Raw genomic sequence first — 18508 nt, forward strand, 5'->3', positions numbered from 1 at the left:
AATCGTTTGTTTATAAAGAAACAAGAACACAAAGGCATACATTTTAACATTTAGGAAAAATGAAAAAAATTACAGCGCCGTTGCTGATCATATGTACTCTTTTACTCAACCTGTTGGCTGGATGCGACGGGCTGGACGAAAATTATTCGACCAATCCGAATCACCGGTTGAGTTTTTCGACAGATACCTTATCTTTTGATACAGTCTTTACAACGATCGGTTCCGTTACAAAACAATTCATGGTTTACAACAGAAACAACGAACCACTGAATATAGAAAGAATAATACAAGCCTCACCTGCTAGCAGCGGATTCCGTATCAACGTGGACGGACGCAAAGGGGACAATTTTGACAATGTTAGGATTGCTGCCAAGGACAGTATGTATATATTTGTAGAAGTAACTGTCAACCCTACCGGCAAAGATCAACCGTTATTAATTCAGGATTCCATACGATTCAATTACAATAGTGTGACGCAAACAGTGCTATTGGAAGCATGCGGACAGGATGTTAAACTGATCAAAGGTGGCCAGACATTGAGTGAAGATACCCAACTGACAGCAGAACGCCCGTATCTGATATACGATAGTTTGATGATCGATAAAGGCGTAACCGTAAATATAGAAGAAGGAACAATCTTTTATATGCACGACAAGGCCAAAATCATAGTCGACGGCACAGTTATCGCCAACGGCACAATAGAGAAACCGATCATCTTCCGTGGCGACCGTCTTGATTTCATTCTGGACGACCAACTTCCATACGACCGCACACCAGGACAATGGGGAGGCATCATTTTCAAAAAAGAAAGTTTTGACAATGTATTTAATAATGTAATAGTACGAAACGGAAACAACGGCATTACGTGTGAAGCCTCAGATCCCGAAAAGTCCAAATTAAAGATCAATAATTCGCAGGTCACCAATATGGACGGAAATGTTTTGACGGCTGTCAACAGCAATATAGAAGCTACGAACTGCGAGTTTACGAATGCCACAGTAGACGTCGTGCTGTTAAATGGCGGCAAATATAGTTTTACTCACTGCACGCTGGCTAACTATATATCTGCCAAAAGCAGGCATTCCACTGTTCAGGAAGGAGAACCGAGTTTTACTTTGCGATTAATAGACAATGCTGTCGATAATAAAATAGGTCCGTATGATCTATTGCAGGCCAATTTCGATAATTGTATCATCGATGGTAGTCTGGGAGCCGGTAAAGAAATTGAAATTTCATCAGGAACCAAGACTACTTTATTAAGAAATAACAATCTGAAATATCATTTCAACCATTGCGTGGTTATGATGGACCAAAACGATAGTGAAAATTTTACCGACGTCATTTTTATTAAAGGAAAAGACGACAGTAAAATGGAATACAGAATGACCGGCGGAAAAACGAACAAATTCATGTATGACTTCCGCCCCGGTAAGGATACATCTCCGGGTGTCGGTAAAGCAGACTTATTCATTTCACAAAAATATCCGATTGACCGGAACGGCGTCAACCGGTTAACGAACAACGGCCCGGATATCGGAGCTTACGAGTTTGTACCTCTGGAAGAAGATGAAAAATAAAAACAAGTATATATGACCAGAACCTTAACTATACTCATTTACGTTCTAGCCTTTCTCACCCTTCCGGCAAATGCCCAATCCGGGTTCAGAGTCATGAGTTACAACGTAGAGAACCTCTTCGACACAGAAGACAATCCGGACAAGAACGACAACGACTTCCTCCCGTCGGGCAACCATCACTGGACACGCGGACGGTATTATCATAAACTCCAGCAGGTAGCGAAAGTGATCAGTGCCGCAGGTGAATGGGATACACCCGCCTTAATCGCTCTCTGTGAAGTGGAAAATGATTCCGTCCTGACCCATTTGCTCTACCGGACACCATTAAAACTGCAACAATACCGATATTGTATGACACATGGTTCAGATATAAGAGGTATAAATTCTGCTCTTCTCTACCAACGGGACCGGTTCGGCTACATCGGTCACAAAGAACATCCGGTTATCTTTACGCACAAAAAACATAAACAAACCCGTAATATTCTCCATGTATGGGGAAAGGTCATCACTTCCGACACTTTAGATGTATTCGTCTGCCATCTCCCGTCACGCTACGGAGGTGAAAAAGAGAGCGAAGCAGACCGCTTCGACGCTGCCCGAACAGTACGTGAGCTTTGCGACTCCTTACTGAGAATTCGCACAAATCCTCAAATCCTGATCATGGGTGACTTCAACGATACACCGGAAAATACCAGTATCACACAAATACTGGCTGCCGAAAAAATCACCACAAGAACGGAGGCGAACAAACTTTATAACCTTTTCGCCGATCCCCACGTCCTGAATCATCCGGGAACACACAAATACCAGGGTGAATGGAATCAGCTCGACCATATCATTGTTTCCGGAAATCTGCTTGATAAAAATTCCACCATGCATGTTGCCCCCGGAAGCAACCGGATATTCATACCACCTTTCCTGCTTACCGAAGATAAGACCTGGCATGGCAAACGTCCTTTCCGAACCTATTATGGCTTTAAATATGAAGGCGGTTACAGCGATCATTTACCGATCATTACCGACTTTTTACTATCTTTGCCTGATAAAGATTTGAATTAAAACAAACATGCAGAAACATCATATACTGGCTGGATTTCTTTTCTTCGCCGGAATTACAAGCATTACAGCCGAAGCGCAGCAACTTCGCAAACCGATGGATCATCCGGTCTTGCTTAGCGGCAATTTCGGAGAACTAAGAAGCAATCATTTTCACTCAGGAATAGATTTCAAAACACAAGGAGTGGAAGGAAAACCGATACATTCCGTGCAAGACGGTTATGTTTCGCGCATATCAGTCAGTCCGTGGGGATACGGTAACGGCTTATATATCACACACCCGGACGGTACAACGACTGTTTACGGACATCTACAGAAATTCTCCCCGAAGATCGCAGCCTATGTTAAAAATAAACAGTATGAATCAGAGAGTTTCAATGTAAACCTGGCACTCACTCCCGATGAATTGCCGGTCAAGGAAGGCGAACTGGTCGCTTTAAGTGGAAATACCGGCAGCTCCGGCGGTCCTCACCTCCATTTCGAAGTGCGCGACACGGAAACAGAGGAGCCGATGGACCCGATCGAGTATTATAAAGAGCTGATACAGGACACCAAACCTCCCCGGATACAAGGTATTATAATCTGTCCTGTAGAAGGAAAAGGCGTAGTAAACGGTAGCCGCCGGAAACTGGAACTAAAGCCCGTCACCGCCAAGAACGGCAAACAAACATTGACAGGAAAGATCGAGGCATGGGGAGAGATAGGACTGGCGGTAAAAGGTTACGACTATATGGATAATACCTCCAATATCTACGGTGTTAAAGAAATCACGCTGACAGCAGACAGCCAGGTCATCTATCATAGCAACCTGGACCGTTTTGCTTTCGATGAAACCCGATATCTGAACAGTTTCACAGATTTTGAGGAATGGAAAGAGCATCGCTCTTTCTATATGAAAAGCTTTGTCGATCCGGGTAACCGCCTGCGGTTCATCGAAAGTATTAACCGCGGTATCCTGACGGTCGATGAACCCCGTACGTATCATTTAACCTACCGTCTGGCAGATGCATTCGGCAACACCACCCAGCTAACCCTCCGGATTGAAGGGAAAGAGCAGCCTATACCGGAAATCGACACGGATAATACCGAACTTTTCCATTGGTGGAGTGACAACCGTTTCGGAGCCAAAGGAATCCGCCTGACAATCCCGAAAGGAAATCTCTATGACGACCTGCATTTCCGCTATTCGGTAAAAGAAGACAGCACAGCATTGGGAGCCGTACATACATTACATAATAAACCGGTCGCCTTACACAAATCAGCCAAACTCTCCCTACGCCTGCAGACTGATACACTGGAAAACAAACAACAATACGGAATTATCCGCCTGCAAAACGGACGCAGGTCATGGACCGGAGGTGTTTACCGCAATGGCTGGATCGATGCAGATATACGCGAAATGGGCAGCTACACGCCAGGGCAAGACATTGTACCTCCGACTATTACGCCGCTCAATCCCGCCACATGGGTCAGCAAGCAAGCCATTTCATTCAGGTTGTCGGACAATCTGAGCGGTGTACAAACATACCGGGGAGAAATCGACGGACAATTCGTCTTATTCGAGATGAACAGCCAATCCGTTATCACTTATCACTTCGATAAAGAGCGGCTGTCGAGAGGGAAACACACATTGGAACTGGTCGTAACAGATGCCTGTGGAAATCAAACCTCTTATACTTATCCGTTTACATGGTAAGAAATAACTTGTCTTTTTTCTTGAAAATAAGGATGCAAGCCATTGTTTACAACAATTAATTTGTATCTTTGTTTTCTCATAAATTAAGAAATAACACATATATAAATGCAAGATATTTGGGTATGGAAAACAACGAACTGTTAGAAATGGTAAGAAGTAAAGCTCAAAGCTGGCTTACCAAAAGTTATGATGCCGAAACAAAAGCAAAAGTACAGGAATTACTGGACAATGAAGATCCGACAGAACTGATCGAATCATTCTACAAAGACCTTGAATTTGGTACAGGAGGTTTAAGAGGTATCATGGGTGTAGGAACCAACCGTATGAATATTTATACAGTCGGTGCCGCTACACAAGGTTTGTCAAATTATCTGAAAAAAGAATTTGCCAACCTGGATCAGATCAAAGTTGTTATCGGACATGACTGCCGTAACAACAGCCGTAAGTTTGCCGAAATATCGGCTGACATCTTCTCTGCTAATGGTATCAAAGTTTACATGTTTGAAGACCTTCGCCCGACACCGGAAATGTCTTTCGCTATCCGTAAACTGGGATGTCAGAGCGGTATCATCCTGACAGCATCCCATAACCCGAAAGAATATAACGGCTACAAAGCCTATTGGGACGACGGTGCACAAATGATCGCTCCGCACGACCGTAACACGATTGCTGAAGTAAATAAGATCCGCAACGCCAGCGATATCAAATTCAAAGGAAATAAAGAGCTGATCGAAATCATCGGTTCGGAAATCGACAACCTGTACATCGACGCTTTGACAACTATTTCCCTTTCTCCGGAAGCGATCAAACGTCATCACGACATGAAGATCGTTTATACTCCGATCCACGGTACCGGGGTAAAGATCATTCCGGCTACATTGAAAGCATTCGGATTTACCAATGTCATCCATGTTCCCGAACAGGATGTGGTAAGCGGTGATTTTCCTACGGTAATCTCTCCAAATCCGGAAGAACCGGCTGCATTGGCCATGGCTGTTGAAAAAGCAAAAGAAACAGATGCCGACCTGGTACTGGCTTCCGACCCGGATGCTGACCGCGTAGGTGCTGCCGTAAAGAACAACGACGGTGAATGGGTTTTACTGAATGGTAACCAGACTGCATTGATGTTCGTTTATTACCTGATCACCCGTTGGAAAGAACTGGGTAAGATCAACGGTAAGGAATATATCGTAAAAACAATCGTTACCACAGAGCTGATCCGTACGATCGCCGAACGTAACGGCGTCGAACTATACGACGTTTACACAGGCTTCAAATGGATTGCCGACGTAATGAAGAAAAACGAAGGAAAGAAAAACTATATCGGTGGCGGTGAAGAAAGCTACGGATTCCTTTGCGAAGACTTCGTTCGCGATAAAGATGCTGTTTCTGCATGTGCTATTCTGGCAGAAATCGCTGCATGGGCGAAAGACCAGAATATCACCATGTATCAGTTGTTACAGAATATTTATGTACAATACGGTTTCTCTAAAGAAAAAGGTATCTCTGTCGTGAAGAAAGGCAAAAGCGGTGCTGAAGAGATCGAAGCCATGATGAAGAACTTCCGCGAAAATCCGTTACAGGAAATCGCAGGTTCAAAAGTATCTTTGTTCTATGACTATGCATCTCTGAAAGGTTACAGCTATAGCGATAACGAGACAATCACTTTGGATATGCCGACAACATCCAACGTGCTGCAATATTTCACTGAAGACAATACGAAAGTATCTATCCGTCCTTCAGGTACAGAGCCGAAGATCAAATTCTACTGCGAAGTTCATTCCAAAGTAAACAGCCTGGAAGATCTGCCGGAAGCAGAAAAAGCTGCCGAAGAAAAGATCAACCAGATCAAAGCTTCTCTGGGAATCTGATCGGATAACCGGATCAAGATAAAAAACAGGGCAGGAAGTTCGACTTCCTGCCCTGTTTTTGTTTCCTTCGGATTTCTGTGGCAACAATAGGTTATTCAGTTTTTTTACCGGAGAATTGTTGTTCTTGTCTGAAAGCTTCTCTCAGTTCCTTTGGTGCCATTCCTGAATGTTTCTTCACATATTTCCCGAAAAAGGAGATATCCGGAAAATTCAACTCTATTGAAATAATCTTAATAGTTTTTGGAGTATGTTTCATCAAATACTCGATATCCTTCAGTACATACTTGTCTATCAGTTTAGAAGCCGTTTGCTCACTTACTTTTTTGCATACAGAAGAAAGATATTTAGGTGTGACATTCAATCTGTCAGCATAGAAAGACACATTCCTGCTTTTAGGATAGGAAGAACTCAATAAATCTATAAAATTCTTGAAAAGATATTCTCCTGAACTGAAAGGGCGTGGAATGGTTTGTATTACCCTATTTATAACATTCTGCATATCATAGATAAAAGCCAACATCAAAGCGTCTATTATCTTTTCCTGAGTGCCGGAAGGGAGATGAACCTTAGAACACAAAAGATCGTAATACTGACAGAAAGTTGCCACTTCTTGAGGCAAGAGCGTAGATAATGAATTCTTTTCAAAAAATATTTTAATGTCCCATGTGTTATCAGCCATTGGTAAAATCTTCTGTATATATTTAGGAGACATGCCAACGCAATGGCATTTGAAGTCAACACTCAACAAGCAATTTTCCAGTAAATTATTCGGTGAACAAATAAATATGTCATTTTTATAAGCAACATAGAGATCACCGTTAATATACAACGATGCTTTTCCTTGCAGACACAGAACAATTACATAGATTTCCATTTGGACTGATTCCGGCATATTGATATCACTGAGTTTGTCTAAAAAAGCCAAGTTTCCATTGTTGTATATCTTGATATCCCGTATGTCAGGTGTGTCTAAATTCGCTTTTGGGGCATTCATATGACTTTCTGTTTTATCTTTTGTTTTTGTAGCAAATTAATGAGATATTTAGTACAAAGCAGTAGTCAGAAGGAAGAAAAAAACAGTCCATATTTCCTATTTTACTATTTTGTTCCCAAATAAACCATTTTTGAAGCCATAGCCCTATGTCTTCGAATATAAAAACGCCCTTCTTTTGCACTCAAAATTTGAAATATAAACATTACAGGAAAATGAAGAAAATTTATTTGACGGCATCATTGTTTTCTGTCATTGTTTTGGCATCCGGCCAAAACAATGAAAAACAAGTAATAGAAAAGGAATCTGTAAAGGTTAAGGTTATGCAAGTGACTGCCAGTCAGGACGCATATTATAAGCATTTTTCGGGAACAGTGGAAGAAGAGAATGGAACTGCTCTCAGCTTCTCTGTCATGGGGACAGTAAAGACAACCCATATTTCTCTAGGACAACATGTTACCAAAGGAGCATTGATAGCTACGCTAGATCCCGTTTCCATGCAAAGTAGTTACAATGCAGCAAAAGCCGCTCTGGAGCAAGCCGAAGATGCCTACCGGAGAATGAAAGAGTTACACGACAAAGGGAGTCTGCCGGAGATACAGTGGGTGGAAGTACAAAGCAAATTACAACAGGCCCGTTCCATGGAAGAAATTGCAGGAAAGAACTTGAAGGATTGCAAACTGTATGCCCCTTTCAGTGGTGTGATAGCTGAAAAATCGATTGAAATAGGACAGAATGTGACTCCGAATATACCCATTGCCAAACTAGTCACTGCCAATCTGTTAAAAGTGAAGATTGCAGTACCTGAAACCGAGATAGCTGAAATTTCACTTGCACAAAAAGCTAAAATAGCAGTGTCGGCCTTAGGAAACAGAAGCTTTTCAGGGGTGGTTACGGAGAAAGGCATTGTTGCCAACCCGCTCTCACGTTCCTACGAAGTAAAGATACGTGTGGAAAACGCTGGAGTTGAATTGATGCCGGGTATGGTTACGGAAGTCACTTTGGAAAAGAAGGATACTTCCGTTCCAGAACAGTATATAATTCCTGCCAGTATTGTACAGCTTGATGAAAATAACCGCTCTTTTGTCTGGATTGAGAAGGAGGGAAAAGCCAGCAAATGTGTAATTGATTGCGGTGATTTCACGCCAAACGGTGTTACGGTTGTTTCCGGACTGAAAAACGGAGACCAGATTATCGTCGAAGGTCAGCAGAAGATATGTGAAGGAACTGCTCTTGTCTTTTAGAATAGAAAAGTATTTTTTTAATAGGATATACAATAATGAATACCAAAAATAAGAAACGTAATGCGGTAGAATGGGCGATGCATTACCATAAAATCGTCATCCTGCTAGTGTGCTGTCTCGTTGCCTTTGGCATATACAGCTTACCGGAGATGCGCAAGAATGAATTCCCAGACTCCACTATCCGGCAAGGCATCGTCGTGGCAGTCGTTCCCGGCAATACGGCTCAAGAGATGCTTGAGCAGGTGGCCAAACCATTGGAAGAATATATATTTACTTACAAGGAGGTGAGAAAAGAAAGGACTTTCTCGAAGAGCCGCGATGGTATTGTGTACATACAAGTACAACTCAACGATGAGGTGAACAACAAGGATGAATTTTGGAGTAAGTTCCGTCATGGTGTATCCGATTTCAAAGGACAGCTTCCTTCCAATGTATTAGCTTTGCAGGTGATAGACGATTTTGGCGATACATCATCCCTGCTTATCACCATGGAGAGCGAAGATAAAACCTACCGCGAACTCGATAATTACATGGACGATCTAAAAGGCCGTCTACGCCAGATTTCTACGATAGGACGCATGAGTACGAGCGGGATGCAGCGGGAACAGATATCCGTTTATGTAGACAATGGTCGCCTTTCCAAATACGGTCTGAATGAACAGACACTGGCTCTATCATTGATGCGAAAGGGATTCACTACCACGGGCGGACGTGTCAAGACCGACGAGTACGTGTATCCAATTTATGTAGACAAGTCGCTCAATACGGTTTATGACGTGCAGCAACAAATTGTCTACTCCGATGCACAAGGTAACAACATTCGTCTGAAAGATATAGCCCGTGTGGTGAAAGAATATCCTGTTACCGACAGCTATATCACCAACAACGGACGCAAATGCCTCCTGCTTTCTGTAGAAATGAAAAAAAAGCAGAACGTTGTGCAAATGGGAGAACACATCAACAAAGTGCTGGAAGAGTTCCAAAAGGAACTGCCGGAAGATGTGGGTATCTTTCGTATAACTGACCAAAGCCAGGTGGTAAGTGACAGTGTGGACAATTTCCTACACGAACTGGTTATTGCCGTGATCGCAGTCATTATTGTAGTGATGTTACTTCTACCCTTGCGGGTGGCATTAGTAGCTGCTTCCACTATTCCCGTCACGATATTTATTTCACTGGGACTGTTCCACGCCTTAGGTATCGAATTGAACACGGTGACATTGGCCGCCCTTATTGTAACATTAGGTATGATTGTAGATGATTCCATCGTCATACTCGACAGTTATATGGAACAATTAAGCAGGGGGATATCGCGCTGGCATGCTTCCATTAACAGTACATTATACTTCTTTAAGTCGATTCTCTCGGCTACATTAGCCATCAGCATTACGTTCTTCCCGTTTCTAATCACGACAACAGGGATGGTCAATGAGTTTTTGCAAAACTTTCCATGGGCAATAACTATTATCCTTACCATCTCACTTATAATGGCTACTTTACTAGTGCCCTTCCTGCAGTTCTACTTTATACGTAAACCGATAGAGAAAAAAGAAGGGAACAAAAAGAAGCATTTTTCTTTCCTCCGTTTAATGCAGGGCGGTTACAACCGCGTGCTCGATCGGTGCTTTGCTCATCCAAAGATAACCGTTAGCATCGGTGTACTCGCAGTCTTTGCGGGGATTGTATTGATGGGAAAGTTACCAGAGCAGCTGTTGCCCTATGCCGACCGTAACCAGTTTGCCGTTGAAATATCTCTTCCTACGGGTACCGACCTGACGCAGACAAGCCAGGTAGCCGATAGCTTGGAGCATATTCTCCGGAAAGACCCCCGTGTGGTCAGTGTGGCCTCTTTCAAAGGATGTGCTTCCCCCCGTTTTCAGGATACCTATGCGCCGCAGATAGCAGGGACAAACTTTGCCCAGTTCATAGTGAATACAAATGGTATAAAAGAGACAGTGGAGATACTTGATGAATACGCTCCCCAATATAATAACTATTTTCCCAATGCTCGTATCCGCTTCAAGCAACTAAGCTACATCGAAGCAGTCTATCCCATAGAGGTGCGGCTTGCCGGAAACAAACTGGAGGATTTGACACAAGATGCTGAAAAGATAGAGGCTTTACTGAAAAAAATGCCGGAACTGACATTGGTGCAAACGGATTTGAATGAGCCGCTGGCTTCTTCAAAAGTCGTGTTGCGTGAGGATGAGTCCACCCGTTTAGGCATCAGCAATCTGACAGTAGAGGCGACACTTGCGATGCGTTACAGCAGTGGTATCCCTGTAGCCAATATTTGGGAAGGAGATTATAAAATGCCCATCGTGTTGAAAAGTAACAAGGCAGACAGAGCCTCACTCGTCGACCTGAAAAATGAACTTATCCCTGTAGCCGGTGGATTGACTAATGTACCGTTGCGTCAGGTAGCCGATGTGGTTCCTACATGGAAAAATGGACAGATTGTACGTCGGAATGGAGTTTATACGGTTACTGTGCAAGGAGAACTGCAACGCGGAGAAAATGGTATGGTAGTTACGGCTCTTGTACAGGAAAAATTGAAAGATGTTCAGCTTTCTCCCGGTGTGACACTTTCCTATGGCGGAGTCCAGGAAGACAGTGAAGAAAAGTTACCTCCCGTTATAATCGGTTTAGCCATGTCAGCCACCATCATCTTCTTTATTCTCCTGTTCCATTTCCACAAGGTGAGCATTACAGCCCTGATTTTTTTCAGTATACCACTATGCATATTCGGTACAGCTGTAGGGATTTGGATACAAGGAGTTAATTTCAGTATTACTTGCGTGATGGGTATTGTCGGCCTGATGGGTATCATTGTACGTAACGGTATTATCATGATAGACTATGCAGAGGAACTGCGGACTAAGGAACATTTGTCGGTTACCGATGCCATTTATCATTCGGCCCGCCGACGCATGGGACCCATCTTCCTGACATCTGCTGCTGCCTCAATGGGTGTTGTCCCGATGATTCTTGGGAAAACCGGGTTATGGATGCCAATGGGTACAGTGATCTGTTACGGTACGCTCATCACGATGTTGTTCATACTGACTGTATTACCGGCCGCTTACCTGCTCATATTCCGTGGTACATCGAAGAAGCGCAGTAAGGCTGCTTTATTGGAACTGGAATAAAAACAGGGAATTATAAATCATTCGTATTTTTAAGACATATTCTTATGAAACTTCATATCAGACAGATTTTATTTATTGGGTTGGGTCTTCTGGCATACACAAGTATGTCAGCCCAACATACCTATACATTGGACGAGTGTATTGATAAAGCACTCAAAAACAACGTACGTATCAAAAATGCCGACAATGACCTTTCTGCCGCCAAGCATGGCAGCAAAGAAGCATTTACCAAATACTTCCCCTCGGTTAGTGCCACAGGGGGAGGATTTATGGCGAACAAAGGGCTGATACAAATGGAGATGGTACCAGGAACAGAAATGTCCATGTTGAAGAACGGTATTGTGGGAGGTGTTTCCGCCTCGATGCCTCTTTTCACAGGAGGACAGATAGTCAATGCCAACAAACTTTCCAAAATAAATATAGAAGTCAATCGGTTACAACGTGGTCTATCGGCAAATGCAGTACAACTCACCACGGAACAATACTTCTGGCAGATTGTCATGCTGAAGGAGATGCTAAAGACTCTTTCCTCGGTGGAAGAACAATTGGAGAGTATTCGCAAAGATGTGGAGGCATCCGTCAGTGCAGGTGTAACCAACCGGAATGAACTTCTGCAAGTACAGCTTCGCAAGAACGAGACACGCAGCAGCCGCATTTCAGTAGAGAATGCTCTCTCTGTATCACGTAACCTCCTGGCACAATACATCGGATGCACGTCCGACGGCATTGACGTCGCTTTTAGCTTTGACGAGACATTACCTTCTCATCCTGACGAACTATACCGCACTCCGGAAACCTCCCTTCAGCTAACTCACGAATACAGCCTGCTTCAACAAAATGTAAAAGCAAGTCACTTACAATACAAAATGTCCGTGGGTAAAAACCTGCCGTCCGTCGCTATAGGAGGAGGCTATATGTATGACAACCTAATGGACAAGGATCATCCGTTCTGGGTGGGATTTGCTACAGTCAGTGTACCTCTTTCCGGTTGGTGGGGAGGTTCACACGCCATGAAAAAGCAGAAGTTACAGATACGTAATGCCGAAAATCAGTTTACCGATCAGAGCCAACTCTTGATTATTCGCATGAATAATACATGGAATGATTTGACTGATGCCTACAAACAAGTAGAGATAGCTATAGAGAGCATTGGACAAGCGACGGAGAACCTCCGCCTCCAGAGCGACTACTATCATGCCGGAATTTGTACAATGAGTGATCTGCTGGAAGCACAGACCCTTTACCAGCAAAGCCGTGACAAATATGTGGAATCTTATGCCCAGTATGAAGTGAAAAAGCGAGAATACTTGCAGGCTACAGGTCGATAAATTTTAATTATCAAGGCGTCCAGTGTTATATCCTCGTTTTGGTTTGTTATATAGTAACTGCTACAGACAATACTAAATATAACCCAAACGAGGAGGTAAACTGATATCCAAAAAGAACAAATCAAAGATTATCCTTACCGAAGCAAAGAGGTAATAGAGATGCCGCACTCGGTGCCACTACCACTTCCTTCGTCCCACAAAGCAATACCTTCACCGGTCTGTTATAACGTTGTTCCGTCTCCAGCAAAACCTGGCGACAAGCACCGCAGGGAGAAATACTTTCTACCTGTTTGCCACCTGTAGACGCTGCGATAGCCAAAGCAACCACAGGTACGTCCGGATACTGATGTCCGGCATGAAACAAGGTTACCCTTTCCGCACACAGACCGGAAGGATAAGCCGCATTTTCCTGATTACTGCCCGTCACAATCGTCCCATCGGCCAACAACGCAGCCGCACCGACATGAAATTTCGAATAAGGTGCATACGATTGTCCGGTTGCTTTCAGGGCAGCATTCACTAAAGGTAATTCCTCATCCGGGACTTCGTTCAGCGAATATACTGTTATTGGGGTTTCCAGTTTGATTTCTTTCATAAGCTCAATGATTAGACAAACAAAGATAGTAAATTTGTATCTTTGTCCGATAAAATACGAATAATTCCAATCAGTATATGCAAATACCTCTGCTCACACCTCAAAAAGACCCGATGGGTGCGGCTATCGCCGATTATTTCGCTAACGGTAAAGCCAGTAAACTGCGCGTTTTCTCTTCCATGTTCGACGAAGATGAGATTCCGGTAAAACAGTTGTTCCGTAACTTCGCAGAAATGCCCGCACTCGAACAGGAAGCCCTCCGGATAAGTTGCGGTAACATTCTCGATGTCGGAGCCGGAAGCGGTTGCCATTCGCTGGCATTACAGGAAATGGGCAAGACAGTCAAAGCGATCGATATATCTCCATTATCAGTTGAAACGATGCAACAAAGAGGAGTAAAAGAGGTTAGTCTGGAAAATTTCTTTAGCGAACAGTTCCACGGTTCCTTCGATACGATCCTGATGCTGATGAACGGTTCGGGAATCGTTGGAAAGATCAGTAATCTTCCGGTTTTCTTCGATGCATTAAAGCGCCTGCTTGCTCCGGGAGGCTACGTGTTAATGGATTCCTCCGACCTGCGTTACCTCTTTGAAGACGAAGACGGTAATCTCGATATAGATATGGAAGACGACTATTACGGTGAAGTAGATTTTCGTATGCAATATAAGAATATAAAAGGCGACCGCTTCGACTGGTTATATCTGGATTTTCAAACGCTCTGCCTGCATGCTGCCAACAACGGGTTCAAAGCGGAAAAGATACAGGAAGGTGAGCATTATGATTATCTGGCTAAAATTAGCTGTATATAAACCTGCTTTTTATAGATTATTTAGAAGAATAATATATCCAGCTTCATTATCTTTGCGAAAATAAATACTTTAGAGAGCTCTTTTATGAAACTAACGATACGTATTTTTTGCCTTTTATTTTTCATTGCGACATTTGCGGAAGCAGCAACCCAGAGGAAAATACCTTCCTACGAAAAATATATAAAGACATACAGCACTCTGGCTGTGGAACAACAAAGGCAACACCGGATTCCAGCCAGTATCACACTCGCACAGGGATTACTTGAATCCGGAGCCGGACAAAGCGATCTGGCACGCCGTTCAAACAACCACTTCGGTATCAAATGCCATTCAGACTGGCGTGGCGGACGCGTATATCATGATGATGATTTACGCGGTGAATGTTTCCGGAAGTACAAACGGGTGGAAGATTCGTATGAAGACCATTCCAAATTCCTGAAACGCTCACGCTACGAATCGCTGTTCCGTCTAAAGATCACCGATTATAAAGGATGGGCGAGAGGCCTGCAGAAATGCGGTTACGCAACCGACCGTGCCTATGCCAATAAACTGATCAAAGTGATCGAGGATTACGAACTTTATCGTTACGATTCCGGGAAAATACAGAAAACGACACATCAGGAAAAGAAGAAACAAAAATATCCGTCGGTCAACTACACGATATACAGAACTTTCGGACTGTTGTATGTCTATGCAAAAGAGAACGACAGTTTCGACCAGATCGCACGCAATCTGGACTTCAGCGTCAGAGAACTGAAAAAATACAATGAGGTGCCGGAAGACTTCCCATTGCAGAAAGGCGATATCGTCTATCTGGAAAAGAAGAAGAAAAAGGCAGACAAGCCTAATTACGACCATGTTGTACAGATCGGAGAGTCCATGCACAGCATTGCACAGAAATACGGAATACAGATTAAGAGCCTGTATAAGATGAATAAAAAAGACAAAGATTACATTCCTGAAGAAGGAGATGTGCTTAAACTTAGATAAGTAACATAAAAAAATAGTATCTTTGCAGCCAAATATGTAAAAACAATGAGTGACCAACGTTACAACCTGCGCGGTGTATCCGCTTCAAAAGAAGATGTTCACAATGCGATAAAGAACATCGATAAGGGAATATTCCCTAAAGCATTTTGTAAGATCATCCCCGATATATTAGGCGGTGATCCTGAATATTGCAACATTATGCACGCTGACGGAGCCGGAACGAAATCATCCCTGGCTTACATGTACTGGAAAGAAACCGGAGATCTGTCTGTGTGGAAAGGTATAGCTCAGGATGCACTGATCATGAACATCGACGACTTGCTGTGTGTAGGCGCAGTAGACAATATACTCGTTTCTTCCACTATCGGACGCAATAAACTGCTGATCCCCGGCGAAGTCATCTCCGCCATTATTAACGGAACGGACGAACTGCTGGCCGAACTGCGTGAAATGGGCGTAGGCTGTTATGCAACCGGAGGCGAGACTGCCGATGTGGGCGATCTGGTTCGTACCATCATTGTGGACAGTACCGTTACCTGCCGCATGAAACGGTCGGATGTGGTTGACAACAGTAATATACAGGGTGGAGACGTAATTGTCGGCATGGCTTCTTACGGACAATCTACCTACGAAAAAGAATATAACGGCGGAACCGGCAGCAATGGCCTGACCTCTGCCCGTCACGACGTATTCGCCAAATATCTGGCAAGCAAATATCCGGAAAGCTATGATGCAGCCGTTCCTGACGAATTGGTTTATTCAGGCGGACTGAAACTGACCGACAAGATCGAAGAACTGGGTATCGACGCCGGAAAACTGGTATTGTCTCCTACCCGCACCTATGCTCCTGTGATCAAAGTGTTGCTGGATAAACTGCGTCCGCAGATACACGGTATGGTACACTGTTCCGGCGGGGCACAGACCAAAGTGATGCATTTTGTAGAAAACAAACGTGTAACAAAGAACAACCTGTTCCCTGTCCCTCCCCTTTTCCGCATTATTCAGGAACAGAGCGGAACGGACTGGAGCGAAATGTATAAAGTGTTCAACATGGGCCACCGCATGGAAATTTACCTATCGCCCGAACATGCAGAAGAAGTGATCGGCATTGCCAAAAGCTTCAATATCGACGCACAGGTTGTAGGCTTCGTGGAAGAAGCAGATAAAAACGAATTGATCATTGAAAGCGAAAAAGGTCGCTTCGTATATTAATCTGATAAATGGCCGATAATAATTTATTAGGAAGACTAGACGGATTAGTAAGCCGTTTTGAAGAAGTCGGGACACTGATCACCGACCCGGCAGTGATTGCCGATATGAAACGGTTTGTAAAACTCAATAAAGAGTACCGCGATCTGGAGAAGATCGTGGTTACCCGCAACGAATATGTCAATACTTTAAACGGAATAAAAGAAGCACGCCAACTGCTGGAAACGGAACAGGATCCCGAAATGAGGGAAATTGCCCGTGATGAGTTGGATGCCTGCAACGCCCGTATCCCGGAACTGGAAGAAGAGATCAAGCTATTGCTTGTCCCCAGCGATCCGGAAGACGACAAGAATGCCATCGTTGAAATACGCGGCGGAACGGGAGGCGATGAGGCCGCCCTTTTTGCCGGCGATTTATATCGTATGTACATGAAGTACTGCGAAACCAAAGGTTGGAAAGTAGCTCTGTCGAGTTGCAGCGAAGGTTCGTCGGGCGGATATAAGGAAATTATCTTTACCGTCAGCGGTGAAAAAGCATACGGTACACTTAAATATGAATCGGGTGTACACCGCGTTCAGCGCGTGCCCAGCACCGAAACCCAGGGACGTGTACATACTTCAGCAGCCACCGTGGCTGTGCTCCCCGAAGCAGACGAGTTTGATGTTGAAATTAATGAAGGTGAAATTAAATGGGATACTTTCCGTTCGGGAGGTGCCGGCGGCCAGAATGTGAACAAGGTCGAATCGGGCGTACGCTTGCGTTATGTCTGGAAAAACCCGAACACCGGCGTGAGCGAAGAGATCCTGATCGAATGTACGGAGACACGCGACCAGCCGAAAAACAAGGAACGTGCACTCACCCGCCTGCGTTCTTTTATCTACGACAAAGAACATCAGAAATACCTGGACGACATTGCCAACAAACGTAAGACAATGGTTTCGTCGGGCGACCGATCCGCGAAGATCCGGACATACAACTATCCGCAAGGACGTATCACCGATCATCGTATCAACTACACTATCTATAATTTATCAGCTTTCATGGATGGCGACATACAATCCTGCATCGACCAACTGACTGTTGCCGAAAATGCAGAACGTCTGAAAGAGGCCGAACTATAACAATTTCACTATTTGACACAAGACAAGATGAACAAGCAACAATTATTCGAAAACATTAAAAAGAAACAATCTTTCCTTTGCGTTGGATTGGATACAGATATAAAAAAAATCCCGCAGCATTTACTTTCTGAAGAAGATCCTATCTTTGCTTTTAACAAGGCGATCATCGACGCTACAGCCGACTATTGCGTGGCTTACAAACCGAACCTGGCTTTCTATGAGAGTCTGGGAGTTAAAGGAATGCTCGCGTTTGAAAAGACAGTCACTTACCTGCGTGAAAATTATCCGGACCAGTTCATTATCGCCGACGCAAAACGTGGCGACATCGGTAACACATCTGAGATGTACGCTCGCTCTTTCTTCGATCATATTAAGGTAGACGCCGTTACAGTGGCCCCTTACATGGGTGAAGACAGCGTGAAACCGTTCCTGATCTATCCGGAAGCATGGGTGATCCTGCTGGCATTGACCTCCAACAAGGGTTCACAGGATTTCCAGATGACGGAAGATGCCAACGGCGAACGTCTGTTTGAAAAAGTATTGAAGAAGTCGCAGGATTGGGCTACCGACGAACAGATGATGTACGTTGTCGGTGCAACTCAGGGGAAAATGTTCCTCGATATCCGTAAACAGGCTCCCAACCACTTCCTCTTGGTACCGGGTGTAGGTGCACAAGGAGGCAGTCTGCAGGAAGTTGCCCAGTACGGAATGAACGATCAGTGCGGTTTGCTTGTTAATTCTTCACGTGCGATCATTTACGTAGACAAATCGGAGAATTTCGCATCATTTGCCCGTGAAGCAGCACAGGCAGTACAACGTGAAATGGCAGGATATCTGCATGATAAAGGAATTATTCCCTGCAAAGCATAGGC

14 protein-coding genes are annotated in these 18508 nt (G+C 44.0%); 12 read left to right on the forward strand and 2 right to left on the reverse strand.

Annotated elements, in window-relative coordinates; genetic code table 11:
* Positions 1–59: 59 nt before the first annotated feature.
* From DWW23_RS13080 to DWW23_RS13095, 4 genes are all read left to right on the forward strand, one after another.
* Entirely contained in the window at positions 60–1577 is a 1518-nt protein-coding gene (locus DWW23_RS13080) for a hypothetical protein (RefSeq protein ID WP_122353735.1), read from the forward strand.
* Positions 1578–1589: 12 nt separating this feature from the next.
* On the forward strand, positions 1590–2636 hold the full coding sequence (locus tag DWW23_RS13085) for an endonuclease/exonuclease/phosphatase family protein (RefSeq protein WP_122353736.1): 1047 nt from the start codon (positions 1590–1592) through the stop codon (positions 2634–2636).
* 7 nt (positions 2637–2643) lie between these two features.
* Positions 2644–4329, forward strand: a complete 1686-nt coding sequence (locus tag DWW23_RS13090; protein WP_122353737.1) for a M23 family metallopeptidase — start codon at positions 2644–2646, stop codon at positions 4327–4329.
* A gap of 122 nt (positions 4330–4451) precedes the next feature.
* Entirely contained in the window at positions 4452–6200 is a 1749-nt protein-coding gene (locus DWW23_RS13095) for a phospho-sugar mutase (protein WP_122353738.1), read from the forward strand.
* 91 nt (positions 6201–6291) lie between these two features.
* On the opposite strand, the gene DWW23_RS13100 is transcribed toward DWW23_RS13095, so the two are convergent.
* Positions 6292–7194, reverse strand: coding sequence for a helix-turn-helix domain-containing protein (locus tag DWW23_RS13100; RefSeq protein ID WP_122353739.1), 903 nt, complete (start codon positions 7192–7194; stop codon positions 6292–6294).
* Between the two features lie 212 nt (positions 7195–7406).
* On the opposite strand from DWW23_RS13100, the gene DWW23_RS13105 reads away from it, so the two are divergent.
* From DWW23_RS13105 to DWW23_RS13115, 3 genes are all read left to right on the forward strand, one after another.
* Complete coding sequence (locus tag DWW23_RS13105) at positions 7407–8435, forward strand: efflux RND transporter periplasmic adaptor subunit (protein WP_122353855.1); 1029 nt, start codon at positions 7407–7409, stop codon at positions 8433–8435.
* Between the two features lie 35 nt (positions 8436–8470).
* Positions 8471–11584: an efflux RND transporter permease subunit gene (locus DWW23_RS13110; RefSeq protein ID WP_122353740.1), complete on the forward strand. Its 3114-nt coding sequence runs from the start codon at positions 8471–8473 to the stop codon at positions 11582–11584.
* A 104-nt stretch (positions 11585–11688) separates the two neighbouring features.
* Positions 11689–12912: a TolC family protein gene (locus tag DWW23_RS13115; protein ID WP_370449266.1), complete on the forward strand. Its 1224-nt coding sequence runs from the start codon at positions 11689–11691 to the stop codon at positions 12910–12912.
* Positions 12913–13033: 121 nt separating this feature from the next.
* On the opposite strand, the gene DWW23_RS13120 is transcribed toward DWW23_RS13115, so the two are convergent.
* Positions 13034–13507, reverse strand: coding sequence for a cytidine deaminase (locus tag DWW23_RS13120; protein ID WP_122353742.1), 474 nt, complete (start codon positions 13505–13507; stop codon positions 13034–13036).
* Between the two features lie 77 nt (positions 13508–13584).
* Between DWW23_RS13120 and DWW23_RS13125 the strand changes: the two genes are divergently transcribed.
* The 5 genes from DWW23_RS13125 to pyrF all read left to right on the forward strand — a co-directional run bounded on the left by DWW23_RS13125 (position 13585) and on the right by pyrF (position 18506).
* Complete coding sequence (locus tag DWW23_RS13125; RefSeq protein WP_122353743.1) at positions 13585–14316, forward strand: bifunctional 2-polyprenyl-6-hydroxyphenol methylase/3-demethylubiquinol 3-O-methyltransferase UbiG; 732 nt, start codon at positions 13585–13587, stop codon at positions 14314–14316.
* An 84-nt stretch (positions 14317–14400) separates the two neighbouring features.
* The gene (locus DWW23_RS13130; protein WP_122353744.1) at positions 14401–15306 is read left to right on the forward strand and encodes a glucosaminidase domain-containing protein; all 906 of its coding nucleotides are present in this window, start codon (positions 14401–14403) and stop codon (positions 15304–15306) included.
* A gap of 45 nt (positions 15307–15351) precedes the next feature.
* Positions 15352–16518, forward strand: a complete 1167-nt coding sequence (locus DWW23_RS13135; protein WP_122353745.1) for an AIR synthase related protein — start codon at positions 15352–15354, stop codon at positions 16516–16518.
* A gap of 8 nt (positions 16519–16526) precedes the next feature.
* Complete coding sequence (prfA, locus tag DWW23_RS13140) at positions 16527–17636, forward strand: peptide chain release factor 1 (protein WP_122353746.1); 1110 nt, start codon at positions 16527–16529, stop codon at positions 17634–17636.
* Between the two features lie 27 nt (positions 17637–17663).
* On the forward strand, positions 17664–18506 hold the full coding sequence (gene pyrF, locus DWW23_RS13145; RefSeq protein WP_122353747.1) for an orotidine-5'-phosphate decarboxylase: 843 nt from the start codon (positions 17664–17666) through the stop codon (positions 18504–18506).
* The last annotated feature ends 2 nt before the right edge of the window (positions 18507–18508 follow it).

Origin of the sequence: Parabacteroides sp. AF14-59, from assembly GCF_003479515.1 — a bacterium.
In the GTDB taxonomy this organism is placed as follows: domain Bacteria; phylum Bacteroidota; class Bacteroidia; order Bacteroidales; family Tannerellaceae; genus Parabacteroides; species Parabacteroides faecis.

Bases quoted from the DNA above. Each gene is read 5' to 3' on its own strand.
- DWW23_RS13135 (WP_122353745.1), top strand. From the start codon at position 15,352: ATGAGTGACCAACGTTACAACCTGCGCGGTGTATCCGCTTCAAAAGAA.
- DWW23_RS13115 (WP_370449266.1), top strand. From the start codon at position 11,689: ATGTCAGCCCAACATACCTATACATTGGACGAGTGTATTGATAAAGCA.
- DWW23_RS13085 (WP_122353736.1), top strand. From the start codon at position 1,590: ATGACCAGAACCTTAACTATACTCATTTACGTTCTAGCCTTTCTCACC.
- DWW23_RS13105 (WP_122353855.1), top strand. From the start codon at position 7,407: ATGAAGAAAATTTATTTGACGGCATCATTGTTTTCTGTCATTGTTTTG.
- DWW23_RS13100 (WP_122353739.1), bottom strand. From the start codon at position 7,194: ATGAATGCCCCAAAAGCGAATTTAGACACACCTGACATACGGGATATC.
- DWW23_RS13080 (WP_122353735.1), top strand. From the start codon at position 60: ATGAAAAAAATTACAGCGCCGTTGCTGATCATATGTACTCTTTTACTC.
- DWW23_RS13130 (WP_122353744.1), top strand. From the start codon at position 14,401: ATGAAACTAACGATACGTATTTTTTGCCTTTTATTTTTCATTGCGACA.
- DWW23_RS13120 (WP_122353742.1), bottom strand. From the start codon at position 13,507: ATGAAAGAAATCAAACTGGAAACCCCAATAACAGTATATTCGCTGAAC.
- DWW23_RS13090 (WP_122353737.1), top strand. From the start codon at position 2,644: ATGCAGAAACATCATATACTGGCTGGATTTCTTTTCTTCGCCGGAATT.
- pyrF (WP_122353747.1), top strand. From the start codon at position 17,664: ATGAACAAGCAACAATTATTCGAAAACATTAAAAAGAAACAATCTTTC.
- prfA (WP_122353746.1), top strand. From the start codon at position 16,527: ATGGCCGATAATAATTTATTAGGAAGACTAGACGGATTAGTAAGCCGT.
- DWW23_RS13095 (WP_122353738.1), top strand. From the start codon at position 4,452: ATGGAAAACAACGAACTGTTAGAAATGGTAAGAAGTAAAGCTCAAAGC.
- DWW23_RS13125 (WP_122353743.1), top strand. From the start codon at position 13,585: ATGCAAATACCTCTGCTCACACCTCAAAAAGACCCGATGGGTGCGGCT.
- DWW23_RS13110 (WP_122353740.1), top strand. From the start codon at position 8,471: ATGAATACCAAAAATAAGAAACGTAATGCGGTAGAATGGGCGATGCAT.